The following is a 23243-nucleotide window of genomic DNA, read 5'->3' as shown; positions in this document are numbered from 1 at the left end:
TAGTTTAAAAATCTAATTTAAAGGTTTTGTGTCGTCTTTTGCAATTCTTTCTAAAACTTCTTTTCCATTTTTATTCTCAGGATTTAGTTCAATAGATTTTTTATACATTTTAATAGCTTCTTCTTTTTTATCTGTTTTTAACAAAGCTTCGCCGTAGCTGTCGTAAGCATTTGCACTTGACGGATTTAAAGCCAGATTTAATTTAAAAATTTCAGCTGCTTTTTGGTTCTCATTCTTTCTTAATAATTCATAACCCCAAGTATTCAAATCATCTTCAGAATTGTTAAAAGCTAAAACGGCCGCTTTTTCTTCATTACAAGCCGTTATAGAATATTGTAAAGCACGATCCAGAATTTCTGCTTTTTGTTTAGAGCTGTTGGCATACAATTTTGCAATTGAATTAATTACTAAAGGTGGATTTCCCATCCAGATGCCATGACCGCAATCATGTGCGGTAATGCCAATCACATTCGGATTGTTTGCTACAAATTTTCTATGACATTCTTTCCAGCGTTCAATTTCCTCAGGTACTTTCAGGTACGGAATACCGTTTACAAAATCAACAACCGGAATACTCTGTGGAATTGAAATTTTACTCATGATTTTGACAGTCTCAATAATTGTTTTTGCCATGAAATAAGTGCCCTTGTTGCTTATCTTCCATTGCGCAATCAATTGGTCTTGTGTCGCGACTTCTTTTTCGATAATACCATCTTCATAATAATTATGATTCACGTCAATTAGAACAATTCCTTTTACCAATTTAGGATGTCTTGAAGCATAAAGTGTTGAAAGGAAGCCTCCGTAAGAATGTGAAACCAATAAGATATCTTTATCATATCCCAACTTTTTTAAACCGATTTCTAAATCTTCAATACTGCTTATAATACCATGTTTAGATTCATCAGTCTGCAAGGTATCAATGGTACTTTTTCCAATACCTGCACGGGCGTAGGTAATTAAAGTAGCATTTGTAATCTCGGAGGTTTTATCTAAAATAGAATTCCAAACAGATCCGCCATTTCCTGCTCCGGAATCAAAAAGTATCGGCATTCCTGTACCTTTTACAATCTTGAAGTGCAATTTATGATTGCCAACATCAACCAAAGTATCGATGGTTTTAGATTGACTGTTTGCTGTGATAAATGAACAAAGTAAAAAGAGATTAAATAATTGTTTTTTCATAAGATTAGCGAGATAGTTTTTCGATTAAAGAGTAAGATAAAGTTTCACGGTATAATTAGTTTGCGTTTCTTCAATTTCTAATTGATGTTTTTTGGGATACAATAAATCCAGCTGCTTTTGAACATTTATTAATCCAATTTTTGATTTGTCCGAAATTCTTGAAAGTTCATTTTTAGGTTTTGTATTCTCAATACTAAAAATGATTTGCTGCTTGTTGCTTTCCAAATTCAGGCGAATTATTGCTTTTTCAGTTTCGTTAATCACGCCGTGTTTAAAAGCATTTTCTATGAATGTCAGAATAATTAAAGGAGAAATTTTGGCATTTTCCTGAATGTTTTTGGTGAATAAAATATCTAATCTGTTTTCGCTGTAGCGGAGTTTTTCCAGCGTAATATAATTTTCGATTAAGGCGATTTCTTTTTCAATCGAAACATAATCTTCGTTGCATCGATACAGAACAAAATCAAGTATCTCAGATAATTTCGCAATTACCTCAGGTGCTTTATCATCTTTTTTTAATGTCAGCGTATATAGATTATTTAAAGTATTAAATAGAAAGTGTGGATTCAACTGGTTTTTTAAAACCTTCAATTCCATTGATTTTTTTTCTTCTTCCAATTTTAAAAGACGCTGCTGTTTGCGATTAAAACTTATAAAGCCCAAGATAATAATCGGATAAGTAATAAAAGAGAATTCTCTTAAAATCAGTTTACCCGAAGTCAACCTTTCGGGAACAGTCATTTTATGTCCAAGCCAATCATCAAAGAAACCAGGAAATTTAGGTTCGAGATAATAATATTTTAACGTCATTAATAAAGCAAAGACAAAGTAAAGCCATCCTACGCTGGAAATTATAAAAAGCAAGTATCTTTTTTTATTAAGGGTTTGTGGAATAATCCAATAAATTAATGCGTAGCCGACAGTGGCTTCAGCTAGGATTTTAAACGTATAAATAAAAGTATAATCGTAATAAGGGGTGTCGTCAGATTTTTCGGAGACGTATAATAACAAAAAAGAAAGCCAATAGGTAAAATGTAATAAGACTCTTTTGAGGTCAATGTTTTTCAATAAATTCATAAAGTATTGTAATTGGTAGCAAGATAATAAAATATAGAAGTAAGCTTTGTTTGTAGCTATGAATAATGAGCTTTCGCTATTAAAAACAGCGTTTCAGCGTACGAATTTATTTTTGAGATCCTTTTTATTGTTTGAATGCTGAAACAGACTTTCTGTAGGCGAGCATAATTGTGAAATCATTCTGGAATTACATTCGCTTAAAAATATTTTATGGTCAAACTTATCCTTGTATTCGTTGCATTTCTAATTAATGCATTAAGGTAAAATTCTCTTGTAATAAACTAACATAACTGAAATGAAAACAACAATTAAAAATGTAATCGTCATTCTGATTTTAATGAACACGATCAATCTATTTTCGCAAAAAAGGAAACAAGATATTGTGTATGAAGAACCTTCAAGATTTATAGAATCGCCTTTAGCTGTCGGCAAAGCCGAAACTTCTCAAGTTCATGATAAACGAATTCCGAATAAAAATAGGAATTCGTTTCTTCGTAATATCGACCTAAGCTCGTTTCAAAAAGAAGAAAGTAATAGTGTATTAATTAGTAAATTGATAAAATTAATGGTACCTCAAAAGGATTCATGTGAAATCATTCCTGCGCAAGCTGATGTAAAATCAGGGTTAATTATTTATCATAAAGATGATGTTACAGCAATTATTTTGACTAATTCGAAAGGTTTTCGCTCAGAAGATTATTTAGAAAAAATTACAAATTTATATCTTGAAGAAACTAAATAAAAGCAATAATTATAAATAAAAAAGCCGAATCTAAATTTAGATTCGGCTTTATATTGACTTTAAGACTTTCGACTTTCTAACTTTAAGACTATCCTAAGAAAGGATATCTATAATCTTCCGGAGTAACAAAAGTTTCTTTGATTGTTCTTGGAGAAGCCCAACGCAATAAGTTCAATGCAGAACCTGCTTTGTCGTTAGTTCCTGAAGCTCTTGCTCCACCAAAAGGTTGCATTCCTACAACAGCTCCTGTTGGTTTATCATTGATATAGAAGTTACCAGCAGCATTTTGCAATTTCGTAGTAGCTACTTCAATAGCATAACGATCTTGACTGAAAACAGCTCCTGTTAAAGCGTACTCAGAAGTAGTATCCACTAATTCTAAAGTCTCTTCCCATTTTGCATCTTCGTAAACGTAGATCGTAATTACTGGTCCGAATAATTCGGTTTCCATTGTAGTATATTTTGGATTTGTAGTTACAATAACCGTTGGCTCAATAAAGTAACCTACAGATTTATCATAATTTCCACCAACAATAATTTCTGCGTCAGCATCTTTTTTAGCCTGGTCGATATAACTAGCTAATTTATCAAAAGAACCTTCGTGGATAACTGCTGTAATAAAGTTTCCAAAATCTTCCGGAGAACCCATTTTCATAGATTTTACATCAGCAATTAATTGTTCTTTTACAGCTGGCCATAAACTTTGTGGAATATAGGCTCTTGAAGCTGCAGAACATTTTTGTCCTTGAAATTCAAATGCACCACGAGAAATTCCTGTTGCAACTTGTTTTACATTAGCGCTTGGATGTGCAATGATAAAATCTTTACCACCAGTTTCTCCAACGATTCTTGGATAAGTTTTATAGTTGTTGATATTGGCACCAATTTTAGCCCAGATATCTTTAAATACGTGAGTTGATCCTGTAAAGTGAACTCCGGCGAAATAGCGGCTTGCCAAAACAGTATCCGTAATCATTAAAGCATCTCCAAAAACAACGTTGATAACGCCATCAGGAACACCAGCTTCTTTGAAAACTTCGATGATAATTTTTGTAGAGAAAACCTGGCTATCACTTGGCTTCCAGATTACAACGTTACCCATCATAGCAGCACTTGCAGGAAGGTTTGCCGCGATAGCAGTAAAGTTGAAAGGAGTAATCGCGTAAACAAAACCTTCAAGAGGTCTGTATTCTAAGCGATTCCATGTAGTAGAATCAGATTTTGGCTGATCTCCGTAAATTTGAGTCATGAATTCTACGTTGTAACGTAAAAAGTCAATTAATTCACAAGAAGCATCAATTTCTGCCTGGTGAATATTTTTAGATTGTCCAATCATAGTTGCAGCGTTAATACGCGCTCTGTATGGACCTGCAATAAGTTCAGCAGCTTTTAAGAAAATAGCAGCACGTTGTTCCCACGCCATGTTTGCCCATGCAGTTCTTGATTCAAGAGCATTTGCAATCGCTTTTTCGATATGTTGTTTTTCAGCTAAATGATAAGTTCCTACGATATGTTTGTGATCGTGTGGAGCTGAAATTGTTTTTGTATTTCCAGTTTTGATTTCTTCACTTCCAATGTATAAAGGAACATCAATTTTTGAGTTCCACATTGTAGTGTAAGCTGCTTGTACAGCCGCTTTTTCTGGCGAGTTTGGCGCGTAACCTTTTACAGGTTCGTTTACCGCTTTTGGTACATGAAAGAATCCTTTTAACATGGGATAAATTATTTTAAAATTACGAAATGTCTAATTTTTTACAAAAGTACAAATGATAATTTGATTATATCACAATACAATATTAAAAAGTTGTAATTTAATAAACTAATCCCGCCAAACTGTAAAACAGCTTGATTGGTAAATAGTTAAATTTGATAGAATGTGCCAAAATGGTTTATAAACAACAAAAATGGTAACCATATGAAAATCCCACTCTTAGCTTTTAACGATAACGGAATTTACTGCCAACAAGCCGATGTTTATCTTGATCCATGGAGGCCGGTAAAAAATGCCATTATTACACACGGACATGCTGATCATTCGCGTTGGGGAAATCAAAATTACATTACACATCACACCAATATTCCGATAATCCGACATCGTTTAGGCGAAATAAATGTCACAGGAAAAGAATGGGGAGAAACCTTTGTTATCAACAATGTGAAATTTTCGTTGCATCCTGCCGGACATATTATTGGGAGTTCTCAAATTAGAGTGGAACATAAAGGAGAAGTTTGGGTTTTTACAGGCGATTACAAAACCGAAGACGACGGAATTTCTGTTCCGTATGAAGTTGTAAAATGTGACACTTTTATAACCGAATGTACTTTTGGTTTACCGGCTTTTAACTGGACGCCACAAGCTGAAGTAATTACAGAAATCAATAATTGGTGGGCAGAAAATAAAGCAGAGGGAAAAACTTCTATTCTTTTTGGATATTCTCTCGGTAAAGCACAAAGACTTTTAAAATATCTGGATACCGATATCGGAACAATTTATACGCATGGCGCGATCGAAAATATGACTAATGTTTTGCGTCCGATGGTTGATTTTCCACCCACAACATTAGTGACGCGTGAAACCAAAAAAGAAGATTTGTTAGGTAATATTGTTCTCGCACCGCCAAGTGCGCATGGAAGTATCTGGATTAGGAAAATGACTCCATTTGTGACCGGGTCAGCTAGTGGGTGGATGGCGTTTCGCGGAGCCAGACGCAGACGCGCTATTGACAAAGGTTTTGTTTTGAGCGACCATTGTGATTGGTTTTCATTATTGGATAGTATAAAAGCAACTGGCGCAGAAAAAATAATTTGCACGCACGGTTATACCGATATTTTCTCTAAATATTTAAGAGAATTGGGTTACGATGCCAGAACGGAGAAAACACAATATGAAGGCGAGACAGCAGAAATGGAAAAGGAAGTTGAAACTGAGAAAGAAATCCTAGAATGAAAAACTTTGCCCAACTTATAAAAACGCTAGACAGTTCAAATAAAACGAATGTAAAAGTTGATGCTTTGACGACGTATTTTAAAAATGCATCGCCGGAAGATAAAGTATGGACGATTGCTATACTGTCGCACCGTCGTCCACCGAGACCGGTCAATACAACTTTATTGCGAATTTGGGCAAATGAATTGGCTAATATTCCACTATGGCTTTTTGAAGAAAGTTATCATATTGTGGGAGATTTAGCAGAAACAATTGCTTTGATTATTCCCACTACAAAAGAACAGTCGGATAAAAGTTTAACTGAATATCTTCAGGAAATCATCGCTTTAAAAAAGAAATCAGATATAGAAAAAAAAGAATATTTACATGAAAATTGGCTGGCTTTAAATTATTACGAACGCTTTGTTTTTACCAAATTAATTACCGGAAGTTTAAGAATCGGCGTAAGCCAAAAATTAATGACAAGGGCACTTTCTAAAGCAGAAGATGTTGATGAAGATGCTTTGGCGTATAAATTAATGGGAAATTGGGACCCGAATACGATTACTTTTCAGGAATTGATTTTGGACGAACAAAGCAGCGATTATTTATCAAAACCTTATCCGTTTTATTTGGCGTATCCAATTGAAGGAGAAGTTGAAAATCTCGGAAATCGTGAAGATTGGTCCATCGAACATAAATGGGATGGAATCCGTTCACAAACGATCATCCGCGAAAGCGAAATTTATGTTTGGTCAAGAGGAGAGGAGTTGGTAACCGATAAATATCCCGAGTTTCAATCTTTTGTGGGATTGATTCCAAACGGAACTGTAATTGATGCCGAAATTTTAGCTTATCCCGAAGGAGAAATAGGGACTTTTAATGATTTGCAAACCCGAATTGGGCGTAAAGCAATATCAGCTTCTTTGCTTGAAAAAGTTCCGGTCATTCTAAAAGCTTATGATATTTTAGAATGGGATGGTCAGGATATTCGGAATTTACCATATTCAGAACGCAGATTATTATTAGAGCAATTATATGATTCGATAAAAGATAAAACCAAAAGTTTTCAATTATCAGAAAGAGTTTTGCTCCATTCCTGGGAAGACGTGACGGCCGAAAGAATGCGTGCCCGCGAAATGAAAAGTGAGGGTTTAATGATAAAACGCAACGATTCAACCTATCAAGTAGGAAGAAAAAAAGGCGATTGGTGGAAATGGAAAATTGAGCCATTGGTGATCGATGCCGTTTTGACTTACGCCATGCGCGGCCACGGTAGAAGATCGAATCTCTTTACCGATTATACTTTTGCGCTTTGGCAAACGAATGAGAAAGACGAAAAAGAACTGGTCACTTTTGCAAAAGCCTATTCCGGTTTAACCGATGCTGAGTTTAGACGAGTGGATGATTTTATCAAAAAAAATACATTAGAAAGATTTGGTCCCGTTCGAAGCGTTACGCCAAAATTAGTTTTCGAAATTGGTTTTGAAGGAATTGCACTTTCCAAAAGACATAAAAGTGGTGTTGCCACTAGATTTCCTAGAATTTTGAGATGGCGACAAGACAAAAAAATTGAAGATGCCAATTCGATTGAAGATTTAAAAAGTATGATTTCGTAAGATTTAATAATTAAAAAAATAAACACATAGAAACATAGGTTAAATGTCTGTAAAAGGGATACAAAAGAAACAAGTTTCCACACATAGCTATGTGTTTTAATACAAGTGAAACGCCTTTATACGATTTCGAAAGCTATGTTTCTATGTGTTTAAATACTTATACCATAGTCAAACCATTATAAATGAACAGAGAAGAACTATACACAATTGCAGAAAACTGGTTTCGGGATCAGGGATGGAAATCTTTTCCGTTTCAAACCCAGAGCTGGACAGCTTTTCTGCAAGGCAAAAATGGTTTATTAAACGCACCAACCGGAAGCGGGAAAACCTATGCCTTGTGGTTTCCTATTGTTCTCGATTACATCAAAACAAATCCTGACTTTAAAAATAAACATAAACCCGGATTAAAAGCAATCTGGATTACGCCTCTGAGAGCGCTTTCTGTCGAAATAAAACAAGCCGCTGAACGAATTATTATAGATTTAGATTTGCCATTGACTGTTGGAATTCGTTCCGGAGACACTTCGCAAAGCGAAAGAACAAAACAAAGCAAAAAAATGCCCGATCTGCTTATCACAACTCCAGAAAGTTTACAGCTTCTTTTAGCATCAAAGGAATTTGCAAAAACCTTTGCGAACTGCTCTGCAATTGTTGTTGATGAATGGCATGAATTATTAGGAACAAAACGCGGCGTTCAAATGGAATTGGCTTTGTCCCGATTAAAAACAGTTGCGCCAAAAATGAAAATTTGGGGAATTTCAGCCACTATTGGAAATCTCGAATTAGCGCAACAAGTATTGTTAGGAGTCAATTCAGAAGCTTATGAAAACTCGGTTTTAATTAAAGCACATATCAATAAAAAAATAAAAATAGAATCAATCCTTCCAGAAAAAATGGAAAGTTATCCTTGGCGCGGACACATGGGATTGCATTTGATTGATGAGGTTGCAAAAATCGTCAGAAAAAGTAAAACAACCTTAATTTTTACAAATGTTCGTTCTGCTTGCGAAATGTGGTTTCAGGCGCTTTTAGAAAAATATCCGGAGTTTGCCGGCGATATGGCCATGCACCATGGAAGCATTAGCAGGGAAACGCGTTTATGGGTAGAAAATGCCATTAGAGATGAAGAATTAAAAGTGGTTGTTTGTACATCAAGTTTGGATCTTGGTGTTGATTTTGCGCCGGTAGAAACAATTATTCAGGTTGGTGGACCAAAAGGTGTTGCGCGATTTTTACAAAGAGCAGGAAGAAGCGGTCATCAGCCAGGTAAAGAAAGTGTGATTTATTTTCTAGCCACACATGCTATGGAATTAATTGAGGCTTCGGCATTGAAAAAAGCGGTTGCCAAAACCGTTGTCGAAGATCGGATGCCATATTTGAATAGTTGGGATGTTTTGGTGCAATATCTTAATACGTTAGCGGTTTCAGATGGGTTTTTTCCCAATGAAATTTTTGAAGAAGTTAAACAAACTTTCTGCTTTCAGAATATTACCAAAGAAAACTGGAATTGGGTTTTGAATTTTATTACCAACGGAAGTCAGAGTTTACAAGCGTATGACGAATATAAAAAAGTAGAAATCGAAGAAGATGGGCGTTTTAAAATCAACAGCCGATTAATCGCAATGCATCACAGAATGCAGATTGGGACCATTGTTGGCGATGCGGCTTTGAACGTTAAGTTTTTAAGCGGAGGTTATATCGGTTCGATTGAAGAATGGTTTGCTTCAAAATTGCAACCCGGAGATGTTTTTACATTTGCCGGAAAAAGGCTGGAATTATTTCGCGTGAAGAATATGCAGGTTTTAGTGCGAAAAGCTGATCCGAAAAAAGCTTCGCGTGTCGTAAGCTGGATGGGTGGAAGAATGACATTATCTGCACAAATGAGTGAATTGTTGCGCGAGGAATTGTATGCCGCAAATACAGAAAATTTATCTCCTGAGTTAAAAGCTTTGAAACCACTTTTTGAAAGACAACGAAAAGAAAGTATTGTTCCCAATGATGATGAATTTCTAATTGAAACCTTTAAAACGCGAGAAGGTTTTCATGCGATTTTTTACCCTTTTGAAGGACGTTATGTGCATGAAGCATTGGCAAGTTTGATTTCGTATCGCATTAGTTTGCTTTCGCCGATAACTTTTTCTTTGGCTTATAACGACTACGGATTTGAACTATTATCCGATCAGGAAATTGATATGGAGGCGGTATTTGATAATAATCTGTTTACAACAGAATATGTTCATCATGATTTACAAAAAAGCCTCAATTCAACCGAAATGGCACGCAGAAAATTTAGGGATATTGCTGTTATTGCAGGATTGGTTTTTACAGGAATGCCAGGAAAACCAATAAAAACCAGACATTTACAAAGCGGATCGCAATTACTTTTTGAAGTTTTTAGGGATCACGAACCTGATAATTTATTGTTGCAGCAGGCTTTCACAGAAACATTCGAACATCAATTAGAAGAAGGACGCTTGATTCAGGCAATGGAAAGAATTAACAGGCAGAATATTGTTTGGAAGCAATGCAAAAAGCCAACGCCATTTAGTTTTCCGATAATCACAGATCGTTTAAGAGAAAAATTATCCAGTGAAACTTTACAGGTAAGAATTAAGAAGATGACGGCGAGCTACATGAAATAAGAATTCAACATGAAAATTACTATTCACAATCAAAATTTTGTTTTACATCAATCTGGCGCCGCTTTTTGGGAAGAAGAAAAAATACTTTTTATTTCTGATTTGCATTTGGGAAAGATCGGCCATTTTAGAAAGCACGGAATGGCGATTCCTGAAAAAGCAGTCTTAGAAAATTTTACCAGATTAAATACCGTTTTAGAATTATTTGACTCTAAGACTGTTATTTTTTTAGGAGATTTATTCCACAGTAAAATCAATAACGAATGGAATTTTTTCTCTGATTGGACAAAAACACATTCTCAGAAAATTATTTTGATTGAAGGCAATCACGATATAATTTCGAAACAATACTATTTAGATTTGAATATTGAAGTATATTCCGAATTGATTATTCATGATTTTTTGCTGACCCATCATCCGTCTGAAAGAGAACAATTATTTAATTTTTGCGGACACATTCATCCCGGAATTAAATTAAAGGGAATGGGCAGACAGTTTTTGAGTTTATCGTGTTTTTTTAGAAAACCAAATCAAATGATTTTTCCTTCTTTTGGCGAATTTACAGGTAATTTTTATTTGATTCCCGAAGAAAACGATCAGATCTACGCGATTACAAAAGAAGAAGTAATAGAAATAAAACGTTGAATTAATTCAAAGCAAAAGGAGCACACATTCTAAAAGTAGGAACGATAACTTTGAATGTTTTGGTAGTAGTAAAATTGATCATATTAAAATGACCTTTCATGGCTCCGTATGGAGATGAAAGCAAACAGCCAGAACTATAAGTGTGGTTTTCTCCCGGTTTTAAAACTGGTTTTTTACCAATAACACCTTCTCCGTCAACAACTTCTAAATCGTTAAGAGAGTCAAATATTTCCCAGTGACGAGAAGTCAATTGTACCGAATCTTTGCTGTGGTTTTCAATAGTAACTACATAACTAAAGGCAAAGTGAATCTTGTAGTTCTTGAAGTAAGTACCTTCAAAACTAGTCAAAACAGATATTTTTATGCCTCGTGTAATCTGAGAAACCATACTAACGTAGTATATATGTGTGTGTTATAGATGCAAACTTACGAAAAAAAATCGTTCAAAGAAATCCTTTAACAATGTTTTAATTGGTGATATTTATAGAGTTTGCATTTCCTTTTCCGATTACTCTTTCGTATCGGTCGGAACTATGTTTGTAATAAACCAATATAGTGTACTCGTTTTCTGTTTGATAGAAATTACCGTCGATCGCATTTTCATAATCAATCACGCCCTTTTTATCGGCTACGCGATACTCAAAATTAGTGAAGCCTTGCTTGATCATTACGGCTTTTTCATAAACTCCTTTTTTTTCATCGTAGTCCATTTTATATTCTGGAGATAAGCTGTAATTATTGAACATTCCAACAATATAAATGTCTTTATTTAAGCGAAATGCCGGAGCAGAAAGACTAAAGTAAACCCAGGCATAATCTGCTTCGATTTCCTGGTTGGAACCATTTATGTTTTTTACAACAAAATTTCCGTCAACATCTTCATATAAGGTATAAATTTGGTTTGCTCTTGCCTGATTGGTGTATAAAAAGGAACTGTATATGTCATTTGCTGAACCTACTTTTGCAACATTATTACTTGCCGCACGAATGTCTTTATTCTCAAAATATAAAAATTCATTTCCTGCCCAAAATTGCGTTTCCTTATCGTATTTATAAACCATCTGGTTCCCGATCGTGTATTGTGGAGCAATGTTTTTAATAGTCGTATTAAAATCTCCATTTTGCATCAACAATACTTTTACGTTTTGCAAAGGGGTCTGAAAAACGATATCATTGGAGAGTACCGTAAATTCCAGATTTTGTTTGTAATCAATATTGCTGAGGTTTCGGCTGCGTTTTACTACAGCTCCAACTGTTGAATGATTTTCGAATAAAATGAATTTTCTGGAGAAAACAACTTCTCTGTCTTCATTCAAAACCCTCAACACATAATTGCCTGAAATTTGCAATTGTGTGGTAAACTGGTTGGGGAAAGAAAGACGATAATGCGAAAAAGCCTGTAAAGTATTGAAAGAATTCGAGTAGTCCGTTATTCGCTGATTGTCGAAACCACGAACATAATCCGTTTTCGGAATATCGCTCGGAATCCAGTTATAGTCGCAGTGAATTACATCAAAATAATAATTAGCCTCATTCCCAAACAAATCATCAAATTGCAATTCAAATACAGATCCCAATTCGAAAATCGGCACTACATTACTTCCGTTCTGAATAAATGAAACGGTTTTGATATTGTATGGAGGAGTAACTTCGGTTTGTACTTCCTGGGCTTTCGCCGAAGTAAAAATGAAAAGTAAAAGTAGACTGTGAAACAAAAATTTTGGCATCTTATTAAATTGTATGAACTCGTTACGCATAATTTGTTAAACACATAGAAACATAGATGCAATCTCAAAAAAGGCGTTTCACTAATTTAAAAGACACAAAGTTGGTTATGTGATAGAAATGTATTTCTCTTTTGCATTCTTTTAAACGCATAATAAAACCTATGGTATCTATGTGTTTAAATTATACTCAACGTGTTTGTAAGATTGTAAATATAACAATTTATACAACGAAAAATAAGACGTTTTATTGGTTTTAAGAACGATTTGTTATGAACCAAGTATGTATTTCAAATTAACTTCGATTTCATCGTTGATATAACTTTCCTCCAAAAGCGAGTCAGACAACAGTTTTTTATTTTCCTGCAGTTTGATTATTTTTTCTTCTACCGTATTTTTCGAAATAAAGCGGATAACATTTACTTTGTTTAATTGTCCAATTCGGTGCGCTCGTCCAACTCCTTGTTTTTCTGCAAAAGGATTCCACCACGGATCTAAAAACAAAACATAAGAAGCTTTGGTGATATTTAAACCAACGCCACCGGCTTTAAGTGAAATAAAAAATAATAAAGGTTCTTCTTTTTCCTGAAATTGTTTTACCTGTTGTTCTCTTTTACTGGCAGGAGTTTCACCTGTAATTTCGCAATACTGTATTTTGTTTTCCTTACACCAATCTGTGTAAAAATTCAAATTAGTAACAAACGAACTGAAAATAATAGTCTTTTGTTTTCCTTTAACTAAATTTTCAAGATAATTAGTGACAGCAATATATTTCCCTGAATCAATTTCCGAATCCTGATCGACCATTTTTGGATGATTACTCAGTTGTCTTAACTTCATCAGCGTGTTGATAATACTAATTTTATCAGGACTGGTTCCGTCTGTTTTTAATAAAAAATTACGAGCTTTTGATTTTTCCTGCTCGTATAATTTTTCCTGTTCAGGATCCATATCGCAATAATAGATCTGCTCTGTCAATTTAGGTAAATCTTTTAAAACCTGTTCTTTGGTTCGTCGCAAAATATAAGGCTGAACCAAATTTTTCAATTCAGCTAAACTATTCTCGTCCTGCTTTTTCTCAATCGGAATTTTAAAATTTTCTGCGAAAAAATTATAAGTTCCTAAAATATCAGGATTTATAAACTGCATTTGCGACCATAAATCGTCCAATGAGTTTTCAATAGGAGTACCACTTAAAGCAATTTTATGAGCTGTATTTATTTTATTGATGGCTTTAAAAATCTTAGAATTTTTATTTTTAATGTATTGACTTTCGTCTAAAATTAAATAGCGAAAATCATATTTTTCTAAAATTGAAATATCACGATGTACAATACTGTAACTCGTAAAAATTAAATCTGTTGAGGCCAATCTATTTGCTAACAGTTTTCTGTCGTTACCAATGTATTGCATTTTTGAAAAATGCGGTGTAAATTTTGAAGCTTCGTTATACCAGTTAAAAACCAAGGAAGAAGGTAAAACAATCAGGGTTTTTAAAGGTTCTCTTTCAATGGTAGTTTCGTTTGCAAACAAATCAAAATTTGAGGTTTTAGTTGTAAAACCTAATTGTTCTTGTACAGCAATCAAAACGGCAAGGGTTTGTAATGTTTTACCAAGTCCCATATCATCAGCAAGACAAGCACCTAAATTGGAGTTGAAATGACCCAAAAGCCATTTTACACCTTCAATTTGATACGGTCTTAAAGTTGCTTTCAATAAGTCAGAAGTGGTATACTCTGCTTTTTGAATGACATCATCTTCAATTTCCGAAATCGTATCTAAAGCGGTAAAATTACTTTTACGCAAAAGAAGATTTTCATTTTCTGTTTTGGCTAATTTGGCCAGCGAACTGTATTTACTGAGCCATTCCAGCGGAATCAGAAAGTAGTTTCCGTCAGGCAATAAAAAGAGTCTTTCCTTGCTTTTTATATTCGGAATAATTTCGCTGAAATTGATCGTAAAAATTCCAACACTAATTATTATTTTGATGTCAAACCAATCTTCTTTTGTTTCTTCTTTTGAAGCAAAAACAGTATGACTATCAGTAATGATTTCTTTGCTTTCTAATTTCAGATTTTGGATGATAAAACCTAAACTTTCAAGTTCTTCCTTATGATCAATAACAAATTGAATATTAGCATAAGGATCAAGAATTTCTGCCTCTGAATTCGATCCAAATAAATCATTTTTAATTTTTATTAAGCCAAGTTCAAGTAATTTGTCTGTATACAAAGCCTCGTCAGCACTTCGTTTAAACTGAATTATTTTTGGCTCATTGATAATGCTAAAATCAACAAATGAATGGGTCTTTTTAGTTTTACTAGCGTCAAATGAATAGCCATTATAATCAAAATAAAGATTAAGATAATAACAGTTTTTGAAGAAATCATAAACAGGCTGAATGGTACAGGAAACAATTTTGTCCCGAAGTTCAATTTCAAAACCAGTCGCGTCGATGTCGATTTTTTTGGCTATTTCAGGAATAAAATTCTTAAAATAATTATCAACTAGTTTTGAAGGTATTTCGATTGATTTCTTCTTTAAAAAAGGCTGAAGTTTTTTAGAATTAAGGTCTTTTAACTGTCCTAATTTTTTATCGATAACTAACCAGCCCGGTTCGTCCAGAAGAATATCGACACTTTTATTCATTGGTAAAAATGAAATTTCGTTTTCTTTTAAAGATAAGGTATAAGTAATTCCTTCTTCATGTTTATCAAATTGAATTTGAGGTTCAAAATCTAACGGAGTTGTGTTAACTCTCCAACGATAAAAATCCTTTTCTGCACTCATATTGGCAGATAACGGGAATTGTTCTTTTACAATTAGATTGTAAAAGGATTCCAGGTTAAATTTTAAATGCTGACGAATCGCGAAATCAATTTTAGAATCTTTTTGTAAATCTGCAATTGTTTTTGCCGATTTGATTTTGGCGCTGAATTTTTTGAAAATAAAGTCAGGCTTTAAAGATTCGCACGCGGTCAGTATTTTTTTTGTATTGGACTCTAAATTTTCATAGACAATTCCAAAACTTTCAAGAACATCTTTACTTGCTTTTTTGTCTAAATATTTAATGTCAGTAGTATTCTCAACGATATAGGCTGTTGGGATATAAGTATTCAGGTTTTTTTCAAAACTGATGTCAAAACAAAACTGAAATGATTTTGGTTCCAAGAGTAGGGTTTGGTTTTTTGTAATTTGGGAAGTGATCTAAAACTTAAAAAGTTTTCAAATTATTGCTATTTTGAAAACTTTTTAAATGAACTTATAGGGTGGGAAAAAACTAGTTTTCCTGTTTAAAGCAAAGCGGAATAATTTCTCCTTTTGCCAGACAATATTTCTCTACCAATTCTGGTGCAATTTTATTGGTGTAATCTTCTTCGATTACGATAAAACCAATGCTTCTTAATTTATCAAAATAATCACGGCCATAAATGCGTACGTGATCGTATTGTCCAAATATTTTAGCACGTTCTTTTTGATCTGTTATTGTATCATCAGCAAAAGTAACTTCTCTCGATAAATCCTGTGGAATTTGCAAAACTGCCATTCCGCCTGGTTTTAAAACTCTGAATAATTCCTGCATTGCTTTTGTGTCATCCGGAATATGTTCTAAAACGTGATTACATAAAATCACATCATATTCGTTATCTTTAAATGGTAAATTACAGATATCTGCTTTTACATCTGCCAAAGGCGAAAATAAATCGGTTGTGGTATAATCCAGATTTTTTTGCTTGCGGAATAATTTATAAAAAGCTTGTTCCGGAGCAAAGTGAAGCACTTTTTTTGGCGCTGTAAAAAAATCAGTCTGATCGTTTAAATACAACCAAAGTAAACGGTGTCTTTCTAATGAAAGGGTACTTGGTGACAGCACATTATTACGTTGCTTTCCGTATCCGTAAGGCAAAAATGATCTGAAACTTTTCCCATCAATAGGATCAGTAAATTTATCTCCTTTTAATGATAAAGCCAAAATGGGACGCGCGACATAACTCAAACGAATTAATAGGGGACGTGGTATTGTATTAAGTACTAATTTAAATAGTTTTTTCACAGGGCTAGATTCGGGTTGTAATTATAGTACTAAAGGCACTTTTCTGAATTCGTCTTCTTCGTTGCTTTCGATTCCTAGCGCTTTGTAGATGTATTGAAAAGTCGATAATAATTCTGGTTTTCCATCAATTAAAGCCACGTCGTGTTCGAAATGTGCGCTTGGTTTTCCGTCAGCGGTTAAGATTGTCCAGCCGTCTTTTAATTGTTTTATGTTTCTCGTTCCCATATTGATCATTGGTTCAATGGCAACCACCATTCCTTCAACAAAAAGTTTTCCACGACCACGTTTTCCGTAGTTTGGCATTTCTGGTTCTTCGTGCATTTTTTGTCCTACACCGTGACCTACCAATTCACGAACAACACCATAACCGTGTGCCTCAGTATATTTTTGAATCGCATTTCCAACGTCTTCAACGCGATTCCCAGCTTTAAATTCTCTGATTCCAACATAAAGGGATTCTTTAGTAACCTGCAAAAGTTTTTTAACTTCAGGAGCAACTTCTCCAATTTCGAAACTATAAGCATGATCACCATGATATCCGTTTTTGAACGCACCACAATCTACTGAAATAACGTCTCCGCTTTTCAAAGGTGTATTGTTTGGAATTCCGTGTACAACCTGAGCATTCGGGCTCATACAAAGCGAATTCGGAAAATCATACAATCCCAGAAAACTTGGAACTGCGCCATGATCACGAATAAATTCCTCGGCTAATTTGTCAAGATATAAAGTGGTAACTCCTTCTTTAATTTCAGAAGCAATCATTCCTAATGTTTTAGATACGATCAACGCACTTTCGCGCATTAATTCGATTTCCTCTCTACTTTTTTGGATAATCATATTTTTCAGATTTTCAGTTCGCAAAAGTACAATTTTAATATAAATTTTTCGTCACGAATTTTACGAATTAGCGCGAATTCAATATTAATATAAAAATTGAATTTTGAGAATTCATTTTTTTTAAAATTTGCGAAAAGAAAAAATTAGTAAAATTCGAGGCAAACCTTTTTTTGTTCTTATTGATTTCAAAGTTTTTCAGCTTATTATCTGACAGAAAAAACGTAAATTAGTAGTGAAAACGTTTATAATTATGGAAAATTCTACTGATCAGGATATAGTTAAAGTAAAAGCTTTAAAAAAAATGAAGGCCAATGCTTTGTCGCTTTTAGGCGTTGCGGTGCTCCTTTTTATAATTGCGATTTATTTTAAGATTCCAATGTTACAGGCTTTTAGTGAAGCCGCAATGGTGGGTGGAATTGCTGATTGGTTTGCGGTTGTTGCCTTATTTCGTCATCCACTTGGAATTCCGATTTGGCATACCGCAATTATTCCGACTAAGAAAAATGAAATTGGAGAAAACTTAGGAAATTTTGTTTCTGAGGAATTTCTGAATCGTGAAAAATTAGAAATAAAGTTAGAAGAATTCAACTTTGCTACAAAAGCCTCAGAGTGGCTTTCGCAAGAAGAGAATGCTAATAAGATTGCTGATGCAGTTGCAATGAATATTATCCCAGGAGTTTTAAAAACAATAAAAGACGAGGATATCAAGCGCTTTATTCAGGTTCAGTTCAAAGAAAAATTAGAAGCAATTAATTTTGGAGATTGGGTCGCGCTGGCGTTAGAACCCTTGCAGAAAGGAAATGTAAAAGATCAATTGCTGACCAATCTTCTGGAAGTAATGAGTTCTGAATTGGCCAATAATAAAGATTTGATTCGGAAGAAAGTAAAAGCATCAACACCTTTTTTGAGTTTCGGTTTAGCTGATAAAAGTATTTCAGAAGGCGTTTTTAATGGTTTGGCTGAATTCTTAGACGAAGCCAAAAATCCGGAAAGTGCTGTTAGAATTAAAATAGACGATTATATCGCTGATTTTCTCGAAAAAGTAAAAAACTCTGAAGAAATGAGAATCAAAATAAATAATTTAATTCTTGGTTTTGCCAGCAAAAAAGAAGTCCAGGATTACATCAACGGAATTTGGGACGAAATAAAATTATCCATTTCTAATGATTTAGAAAAAGGTGATGAATCTTCTATCAAAAAGAATATTTCAAGTTTAATACAGGGCTTCGGAAACGGAATAAAAGAAGATCATGTAATGATTGACAAAATCAATAATTTCATTAAAAATGATTTATTATCAGTACTTCTTAACAACAAAAAAGTAATCGGTGATTTGATCTCATCAACCGTTAAAAGCTGGGATGGAAAAGAAGTTTCAGAAAAATTAGAACTAGAAATAGGAAAGGATCTTCAATATATCAGGATTAACGGAACTTTAGTAGGAGGTCTAATTGGACTTGTAATTTATGCAGTCGAATGGACGTATCATCATTTTATAATGTGATATAAAAGGTCTTAAAAGCAAAAAGAGACAAATCCGAAGACTTGTCTCTTTTTTTATTAAAAAAAGTGGTTTTCTATAATAAGGAATGACAAGTCATTGCATTTGGCTGAGGAACTCCCATTAATTCTAAAATTGTTGGGGCAATATCTCCTAAAACACCATTTTGAATGTTTTTAAGATCTTTGTCAACTAAAATAATCGGCACAGGATTCGTTGTGTGTGCTGTATTTGGGCTTCCGTCAGGATTAATCATAGTTTCGCAGTTTCCGTGATCGGCAATTACAATTGTAGTGTAATCATTGGCAAGAGCCGCTTCAATAACTTGTTTTACACAAGCATCAACAGCTTCGCAGGCAAGGATTGCAGCACTCATAATTCCGGTATGACCTACCATGTCTCCGTTCGCAAAATTTAAACAAACGAAATCTACTTCGCCTTTATTTAATTCAGGAACAAGAGCGGCAGTCAATTCATAGGCGCTCATTTCTGGCTGTAAATCGTAAGTAGCAACTTTTGGGGAATTTCTCAAAATTCTTGATTCACCTTCAAAAGGAGTTTCTCTTCCGCCAGAAAAGAAAAAGGTAACGTGTGGATATTTCTCTGTTTCAGCAATACGAATTTGTGTTTTACCCGCTTTTTCTAAAACTTCACCAAGAGTTTCGGTAATATTATCTTTATTGTAAACAACTTTTACGTTTTGGTACGTTTCGTCGTAATTTGTAAGAGTAACATAATACAAGTTTAATTTGTGCATGTTCTGCTCATGGAAATCATGTTGCGAAAGTGCTTCAGTAAGCTCACGACCTCTATCGGTTCTAAAGTTAAAGAAGATTACAACATCACCTTCAACAATTGTTGCTAGCGTTTTTTGTTCTTCGTCAACCATTACAATCGGTGCAATAAATTCGTCAGTAACATCATGTGCATAACTGTCAAGAATACTCGCAACAGCATTTTTAGAAGGAATTCCGGTCCCGTTAACTACTAAATCGTAAGCTAATTTTACACGTTCCCAACGTTTGTCACGGTCCATTGCATAATAACGACCAACGATCGAAGCTATTTTCACCGGAGTATCTTTAATATGTTCCTCTAAATCATGGATGTATTTTGCTCCAGATTTTGGATCAACGTCACGTCCGTCTGTAAACGCGTGAACATACACCTGATCCAGACCATATTCCTGAGAAGCATCGATTAGTCCACGTAAATGAGAAGTATGAGAGTGAACACCTCCGTCAGAAACTAATCCTAGAAAGTGTACTTTTTTGTTGTTCTCTTTAGCATATGTAAAAGCATCAACCAAAACTTGTTCTTTGGCTAAAGTTTGATGTGCTACTGCTAAGTTTATTTTGGCTAAATCCTGATACACAATTCTTCCGGCACCAAGATTCATATGTCCCACTTCGCTATTTCCCATCTGGCCTTCCGGTAAACCTACGTTTAATCCATCGGTACGAAGTTGAGCGCTTGGGTAATTTTTGTAAAGACTATTTATAAAAGGAACATTTGCATTGTCTATTGCGGATACTTTAGGGTCAGGAGATTTTCCCCAACCGTCTAAAATCATAAGGATAACTTTTTTGTTCATTACTTTTTGTTTTGTACAAAGATAAGCCATTTCTAAAATGTGCAAAGAAAGCAATGTTACATTTATGTTTAATAAAATGAAGTATGTGAAAAAATAATAATTTAATTAAAGAAGGACTTATTTTTTAAAATTAATTCACGCTAAGCTCTCTTTCTGAGCTTATTTTTGACAGCGTTATAGTCAATAAAATATTTAACACTTATTGAAAAAACATGTTTTAAGGCTTCATTATTAAGTAAGGCATTTACATTGTCTTTGTAATCCTTGTCAATAATACGTTCAAAATTATCGGCACTATTACGGTATAAAACAGAAACCTGACTTCCTGGAGCAAACCACCATGAATAAGACAAGTCAGCATTCCAGGAATAAAAACTTGAATTTTTGTTATCAGTATATTGAGGATAAGGTGTTAAAGTTCCATCTTGCTGAAGTTCAAGAATATCATTATTCTCAGCATACGACCAATATTGGCGAAGTGCTAAATTCAATGTCATGGTGCTGTTTAAGGCGTATTTTCCTGTAATTGTATTGGAGTAGGTAATTACATTTCGGTTTGCAAAAACAATAGTCTTCGGGGTACTTTCGTTGTCGTCATCATCAACGCTATCAATGTATCCTTTGTTGTTATTTTTTCTTAAAAAACTAAAAGAATAAACCATTAAAAGTTTATCACTAAAGCGATATCTCGGTCCAATGTCAAAACCGTATGCCATTCGTCCCGGCTCGTCAGCAATAGAGATTGATGGATTTATGTCGATAGCAAATTTATGGTTGTAATTTGTAGAAATGCTTCCCCAAGCCTCCATTCTTCGCGGAATAAGAACATATCGATTTGCGGCTCTTGGTTCATAATAATCATGCGATACCAAAGGGAAAACGGTAATGCCGCCACCGTAATAATTATTTTTAACCGTACTCAGGTTTACATTTACATCAATATTATTGTCTTGCACTTTTCCAGATTCTTTGTTGAATTCGGTATACATATTATAGTTAATCCTAAAACTATTAAAAAGCTTCGTTGGGTTTAGAATTCTATAATTGGCATTTCCATAGAAATTGTAATAGTTAGTGTAAAAGTTGATTCCGAGATCGTTTGGATCATAACCTTTTGTAACAAAATCAGATCCTACACTGTAGCGATATTTTCCAGTAGTTTCGGCAAAACCAATTGTGGAGAAAACTCCGGTTTTATCTTCGTCCAGATTGATGGTACTGTATTTTACATTTCCGGATAAATTATAGGTGTTTGCTTTTGTATTCAGATCCCAAGCCAGACCTGATACATTAGCGTCTCTATAATGCCCGTTTCTTGTAACGTTTGTGTTTATAAAAGTTACCGAAGAATTTTTTCGGAAACGCTGATCTAAAACCAATACATTGTAATTAGTTAGGGGCTCAATCACGACTTTTCTGGTATCGCCTGAAATAGTATCTTTTATTGTGGCGAAAGTTTTCTCGGTAACTGCATTTAAAATACCAATTCCCAGACCGTTTTTGGTCCTTCCTGAAACTTTCAAAGCATTGATCAAATTGACGTTCTGTACAGTTTCATGTATTTCTTCATTATCATTTAATTCAGGATCTATGGAAGGTGCGCCTCCAATCCGTCTGGAATAAAAGATGTTGCCTTTATTAAATAAGTCGGTTCCTTCGGTAAAAAAGGCTCGGTTTTCATTGAATTGCTGTTCAAACGGACTTAAATTCAAAATCTGATCATCGTATTTGGTTTGACCAAAGTCAGGAACCAGAATAGCATCAAGAGTAAAGGCGTCATTAATTCCATATTTAATATCCATTCCGCCTTTTATGGTTCCGTACGTTTTTTGGCTATCTGAAGCGTTTAAATAGTACGATGCGTACGGCATGAAAAATAATCGGGTAGGAGGTTTAATGTTTTCAATTCCGGTTAATTCACCATTTTGTTGGGTAAATGTTCCAATTTTGGTATTAATTAAGGACCAGGTATATTTTCTGCGTTCTCTTTTTACTTCCCTGAAAAAATTAATTCCCCAGGTTTGTTTATTCTCCGCAGAAAAACGCAAAGCAGCATATGGTATTTTAATCTCCACAATCCAGCCTTTATCAGTTATTCTTGCTTTGCTGATCCAGACAGCATCCCAGGAGTAGTCTTCTCCAATGGCATCTGTCATGATACAATCGCCCTGGACATCGGCCGCAGAAACAAAAAATTCAAAGTTTTGTTGTCCGTCATTAAAGCCGTTAATGAAAACGCCAAAAATATCGGCAGTTCCAAAATTGTCACGTTGTGAAATTTCTTTTAAAATTCTATTAGGCTCAGCATCATACATCATGGCGCCAATGTAAATAGCGTCATTGTTATAGATAACCTTGATTTCTGTTTTTTGGGCTTCAGGAATGGGTTTTCCGTTATCAGGTTCAAACATGATAAAATCTGAGGCAATTGGTACATTTTCCCAAGCTGTCTCGTCTAGTTTTCCATCAATAGTGATAGACTGCGGGGTAGATTGTGCTTGCAGGGTTTTCTTTTGGCTATAGCCGAAAGATACACAGAAGAGAAAACAAAGGAAAACTACTTTTTTCATTTTGGATGGGGAGAGATTCTTGAAATAATATAGACATTCAATTTTGCTAAATGTTACACTTTAAAAGCTGAAAATTATATCTTTTTAATATTGTAAGTATATCGCTACGTAATAAAAGTTAAAATAA

Annotated in this window: 16 protein-coding genes; 6 read left to right on the top strand and 10 right to left on the bottom strand. The window is 34.3% G+C overall.

Features of this window, described 5'->3' with window-relative positions:
* Nucleotides 1-12: 12 nt before the first annotated feature.
* Nucleotides 13-1185: an alpha/beta fold hydrolase gene (locus BUA98_RS19925; protein WP_072975353.1), complete on the bottom strand. Its 1173-nt coding sequence runs from the start codon at nucleotides 1183-1185 to the stop codon at nucleotides 13-15.
* A 24-nt stretch (nucleotides 1186-1209) separates the two neighbouring features.
* The gene (locus BUA98_RS19920; RefSeq protein WP_072975351.1) at nucleotides 1210-2262 is read right to left on the bottom strand and encodes a sensor histidine kinase; all 1053 of its coding nucleotides are present in this window, start codon (nucleotides 2260-2262) and stop codon (nucleotides 1210-1212) included.
* A gap of 295 nt (nucleotides 2263-2557) precedes the next feature.
* Here BUA98_RS19920 and BUA98_RS19915 point away from each other — a divergent pair, with 295 nt between their 5' ends.
* On the top strand, nucleotides 2558-3004 hold the full coding sequence (locus tag BUA98_RS19915; RefSeq protein ID WP_072975349.1) for a hypothetical protein: 447 nt from the start codon (nucleotides 2558-2560) through the stop codon (nucleotides 3002-3004).
* Between the two features lie 88 nt (nucleotides 3005-3092).
* On the opposite strand, the gene pruA is transcribed toward BUA98_RS19915, so the two are convergent.
* Nucleotides 3093-4718 carry an L-glutamate gamma-semialdehyde dehydrogenase gene (pruA, locus tag BUA98_RS19910; protein WP_072975348.1) on the bottom strand — a complete coding sequence of 542 codons (1626 nt, stop codon included), beginning with the start codon at nucleotides 4716-4718 and terminating at the stop codon, nucleotides 3093-3095.
* A 201-nt stretch (nucleotides 4719-4919) separates the two neighbouring features.
* On the opposite strand from pruA, the gene BUA98_RS19905 reads away from it, so the two are divergent.
* The 4 genes from BUA98_RS19905 (at nucleotide 4920) to pdeM (ending at nucleotide 10833) form a co-directional block, all read left to right on the top strand.
* A complete protein-coding gene (locus BUA98_RS19905) occupies nucleotides 4920-5951 on the top strand; it encodes a ligase-associated DNA damage response exonuclease (RefSeq protein WP_072975346.1) in 1032 nt (343 codons plus the stop codon).
* Nucleotides 5948-7549, top strand: coding sequence for an ATP-dependent DNA ligase (locus BUA98_RS19900; RefSeq protein ID WP_072975344.1), 1602 nt, complete (start codon nucleotides 5948-5950; stop codon nucleotides 7547-7549). The genes BUA98_RS19905 and BUA98_RS19900 overlap by 4 nt, the downstream gene beginning before the upstream one ends.
* A 182-nt stretch (nucleotides 7550-7731) precedes the next feature.
* Nucleotides 7732-10191: a ligase-associated DNA damage response DEXH box helicase gene (locus tag BUA98_RS19895; RefSeq protein ID WP_072975342.1), complete on the top strand. Its 2460-nt coding sequence runs from the start codon at nucleotides 7732-7734 to the stop codon at nucleotides 10189-10191.
* 9 nt (nucleotides 10192-10200) lie between these two features.
* Nucleotides 10201-10833 (top strand): ligase-associated DNA damage response endonuclease PdeM, encoded by a 633-nt coding sequence (pdeM, locus tag BUA98_RS19890; RefSeq protein ID WP_072975340.1) that lies wholly within the window; start codon nucleotides 10201-10203, stop codon nucleotides 10831-10833.
* Nucleotide 10834: 1 nt separating this feature from the next.
* Here pdeM and apaG read toward each other — a convergent pair whose 3' ends face one another.
* The 5 genes from apaG to map form a co-directional block, all read right to left on the bottom strand.
* Nucleotides 10835-11221 carry a Co2+/Mg2+ efflux protein ApaG gene (apaG, locus tag BUA98_RS19885; protein WP_008467225.1) on the bottom strand — a complete coding sequence of 129 codons (387 nt, stop codon included), beginning with the start codon at nucleotides 11219-11221 and terminating at the stop codon, nucleotides 10835-10837.
* A gap of 79 nt (nucleotides 11222-11300) precedes the next feature.
* Nucleotides 11301-12560: a type IX secretion system plug protein gene (locus BUA98_RS19880; RefSeq protein WP_072975569.1), complete on the bottom strand. Its 1260-nt coding sequence runs from the start codon at nucleotides 12558-12560 to the stop codon at nucleotides 11301-11303.
* Nucleotides 12561-12827: 267 nt separating this feature from the next.
* On the bottom strand, nucleotides 12828-15728 hold the full coding sequence (locus tag BUA98_RS19875) for a DEAD/DEAH box helicase (RefSeq protein WP_072975339.1): 2901 nt from the start codon (nucleotides 15726-15728) through the stop codon (nucleotides 12828-12830).
* A 109-nt stretch (nucleotides 15729-15837) separates the two neighbouring features.
* On the bottom strand, nucleotides 15838-16611 hold the full coding sequence (locus BUA98_RS19870; protein ID WP_072975337.1) for a class I SAM-dependent methyltransferase: 774 nt from the start codon (nucleotides 16609-16611) through the stop codon (nucleotides 15838-15840).
* 21 nt (nucleotides 16612-16632) lie between these two features.
* Entirely contained in the window at nucleotides 16633-17451 is an 819-nt protein-coding gene (gene map / locus BUA98_RS19865) for a type I methionyl aminopeptidase (RefSeq protein ID WP_072975336.1), read from the bottom strand.
* 250 nt (nucleotides 17452-17701) lie between these two features.
* Here map and BUA98_RS19860 point away from each other — a divergent pair, with 250 nt between their 5' ends.
* Complete coding sequence (locus BUA98_RS19860; protein ID WP_072975335.1) at nucleotides 17702-18955, top strand: DUF445 domain-containing protein; 1254 nt, start codon at nucleotides 17702-17704, stop codon at nucleotides 18953-18955.
* Between the two features lie 73 nt (nucleotides 18956-19028).
* On the opposite strand, the gene gpmI is transcribed toward BUA98_RS19860, so the two are convergent.
* Both gpmI and BUA98_RS19850 read right to left on the bottom strand, forming a co-directional pair.
* A complete protein-coding gene (gpmI, locus tag BUA98_RS19855; protein ID WP_072975567.1) occupies nucleotides 19029-20546 on the bottom strand; it encodes a 2,3-bisphosphoglycerate-independent phosphoglycerate mutase in 1518 nt (505 codons plus the stop codon).
* 140 nt (nucleotides 20547-20686) lie between these two features.
* Nucleotides 20687-23116: a DUF5916 domain-containing protein gene (locus BUA98_RS19850; RefSeq protein ID WP_072975334.1), complete on the bottom strand. Its 2430-nt coding sequence runs from the start codon at nucleotides 23114-23116 to the stop codon at nucleotides 20687-20689.
* Nucleotides 23117-23243 lie beyond the last annotated feature (127 nt).

The organism is Flavobacterium saccharophilum, assembly GCF_900142735.1.
Classification (GTDB): Bacteria; Bacteroidota; Bacteroidia; order Flavobacteriales; family Flavobacteriaceae; genus Flavobacterium; species Flavobacterium saccharophilum.
Note: the sequence above shows the minus strand (reverse complement) of the source record. Positions and strands in the feature narration are given on the sequence as shown.

Coding starts and splice junctions, on each gene's coding strand:
- map (WP_072975336.1), bottom strand. CDS start 17,451: ATGATTATCCAAAAAAGTAGAGAGGAAATCGAATTAATGCGCGAAAGT.
- gpmI (WP_072975567.1), bottom strand. CDS start 20,546: ATGAACAAAAAAGTTATCCTTATGATTTTAGACGGTTGGGGAAAATCT.
- BUA98_RS19920 (WP_072975351.1), bottom strand. CDS start 2,262: ATGAATTTATTGAAAAACATTGACCTCAAAAGAGTCTTATTACATTTT.
- BUA98_RS19895 (WP_072975342.1), top strand. CDS start 7,732: ATGAACAGAGAAGAACTATACACAATTGCAGAAAACTGGTTTCGGGAT.
- BUA98_RS19880 (WP_072975569.1), bottom strand. CDS start 12,560: ATGCCAAAATTTTTGTTTCACAGTCTACTTTTACTTTTCATTTTTACT.
- BUA98_RS19900 (WP_072975344.1), top strand. CDS start 5,948: ATGAAAAACTTTGCCCAACTTATAAAAACGCTAGACAGTTCAAATAAA.
- pruA (WP_072975348.1), bottom strand. CDS start 4,718: ATGTTAAAAGGATTCTTTCATGTACCAAAAGCGGTAAACGAACCTGTA.
- BUA98_RS19925 (WP_072975353.1), bottom strand. CDS start 1,185: ATGAAAAAACAATTATTTAATCTCTTTTTACTTTGTTCATTTATCACA.
- BUA98_RS19860 (WP_072975335.1), top strand. CDS start 17,702: ATGGAAAATTCTACTGATCAGGATATAGTTAAAGTAAAAGCTTTAAAA.
- apaG (WP_008467225.1), bottom strand. CDS start 11,221: ATGGTTTCTCAGATTACACGAGGCATAAAAATATCTGTTTTGACTAGT.
- BUA98_RS19905 (WP_072975346.1), top strand. CDS start 4,920: ATGAAAATCCCACTCTTAGCTTTTAACGATAACGGAATTTACTGCCAA.
- BUA98_RS19915 (WP_072975349.1), top strand. CDS start 2,558: ATGAAAACAACAATTAAAAATGTAATCGTCATTCTGATTTTAATGAAC.
- pdeM (WP_072975340.1), top strand. CDS start 10,201: ATGAAAATTACTATTCACAATCAAAATTTTGTTTTACATCAATCTGGC.
- BUA98_RS19850 (WP_072975334.1), bottom strand. CDS start 23,116: ATGAAAAAAGTAGTTTTCCTTTGTTTTCTCTTCTGTGTATCTTTCGGC.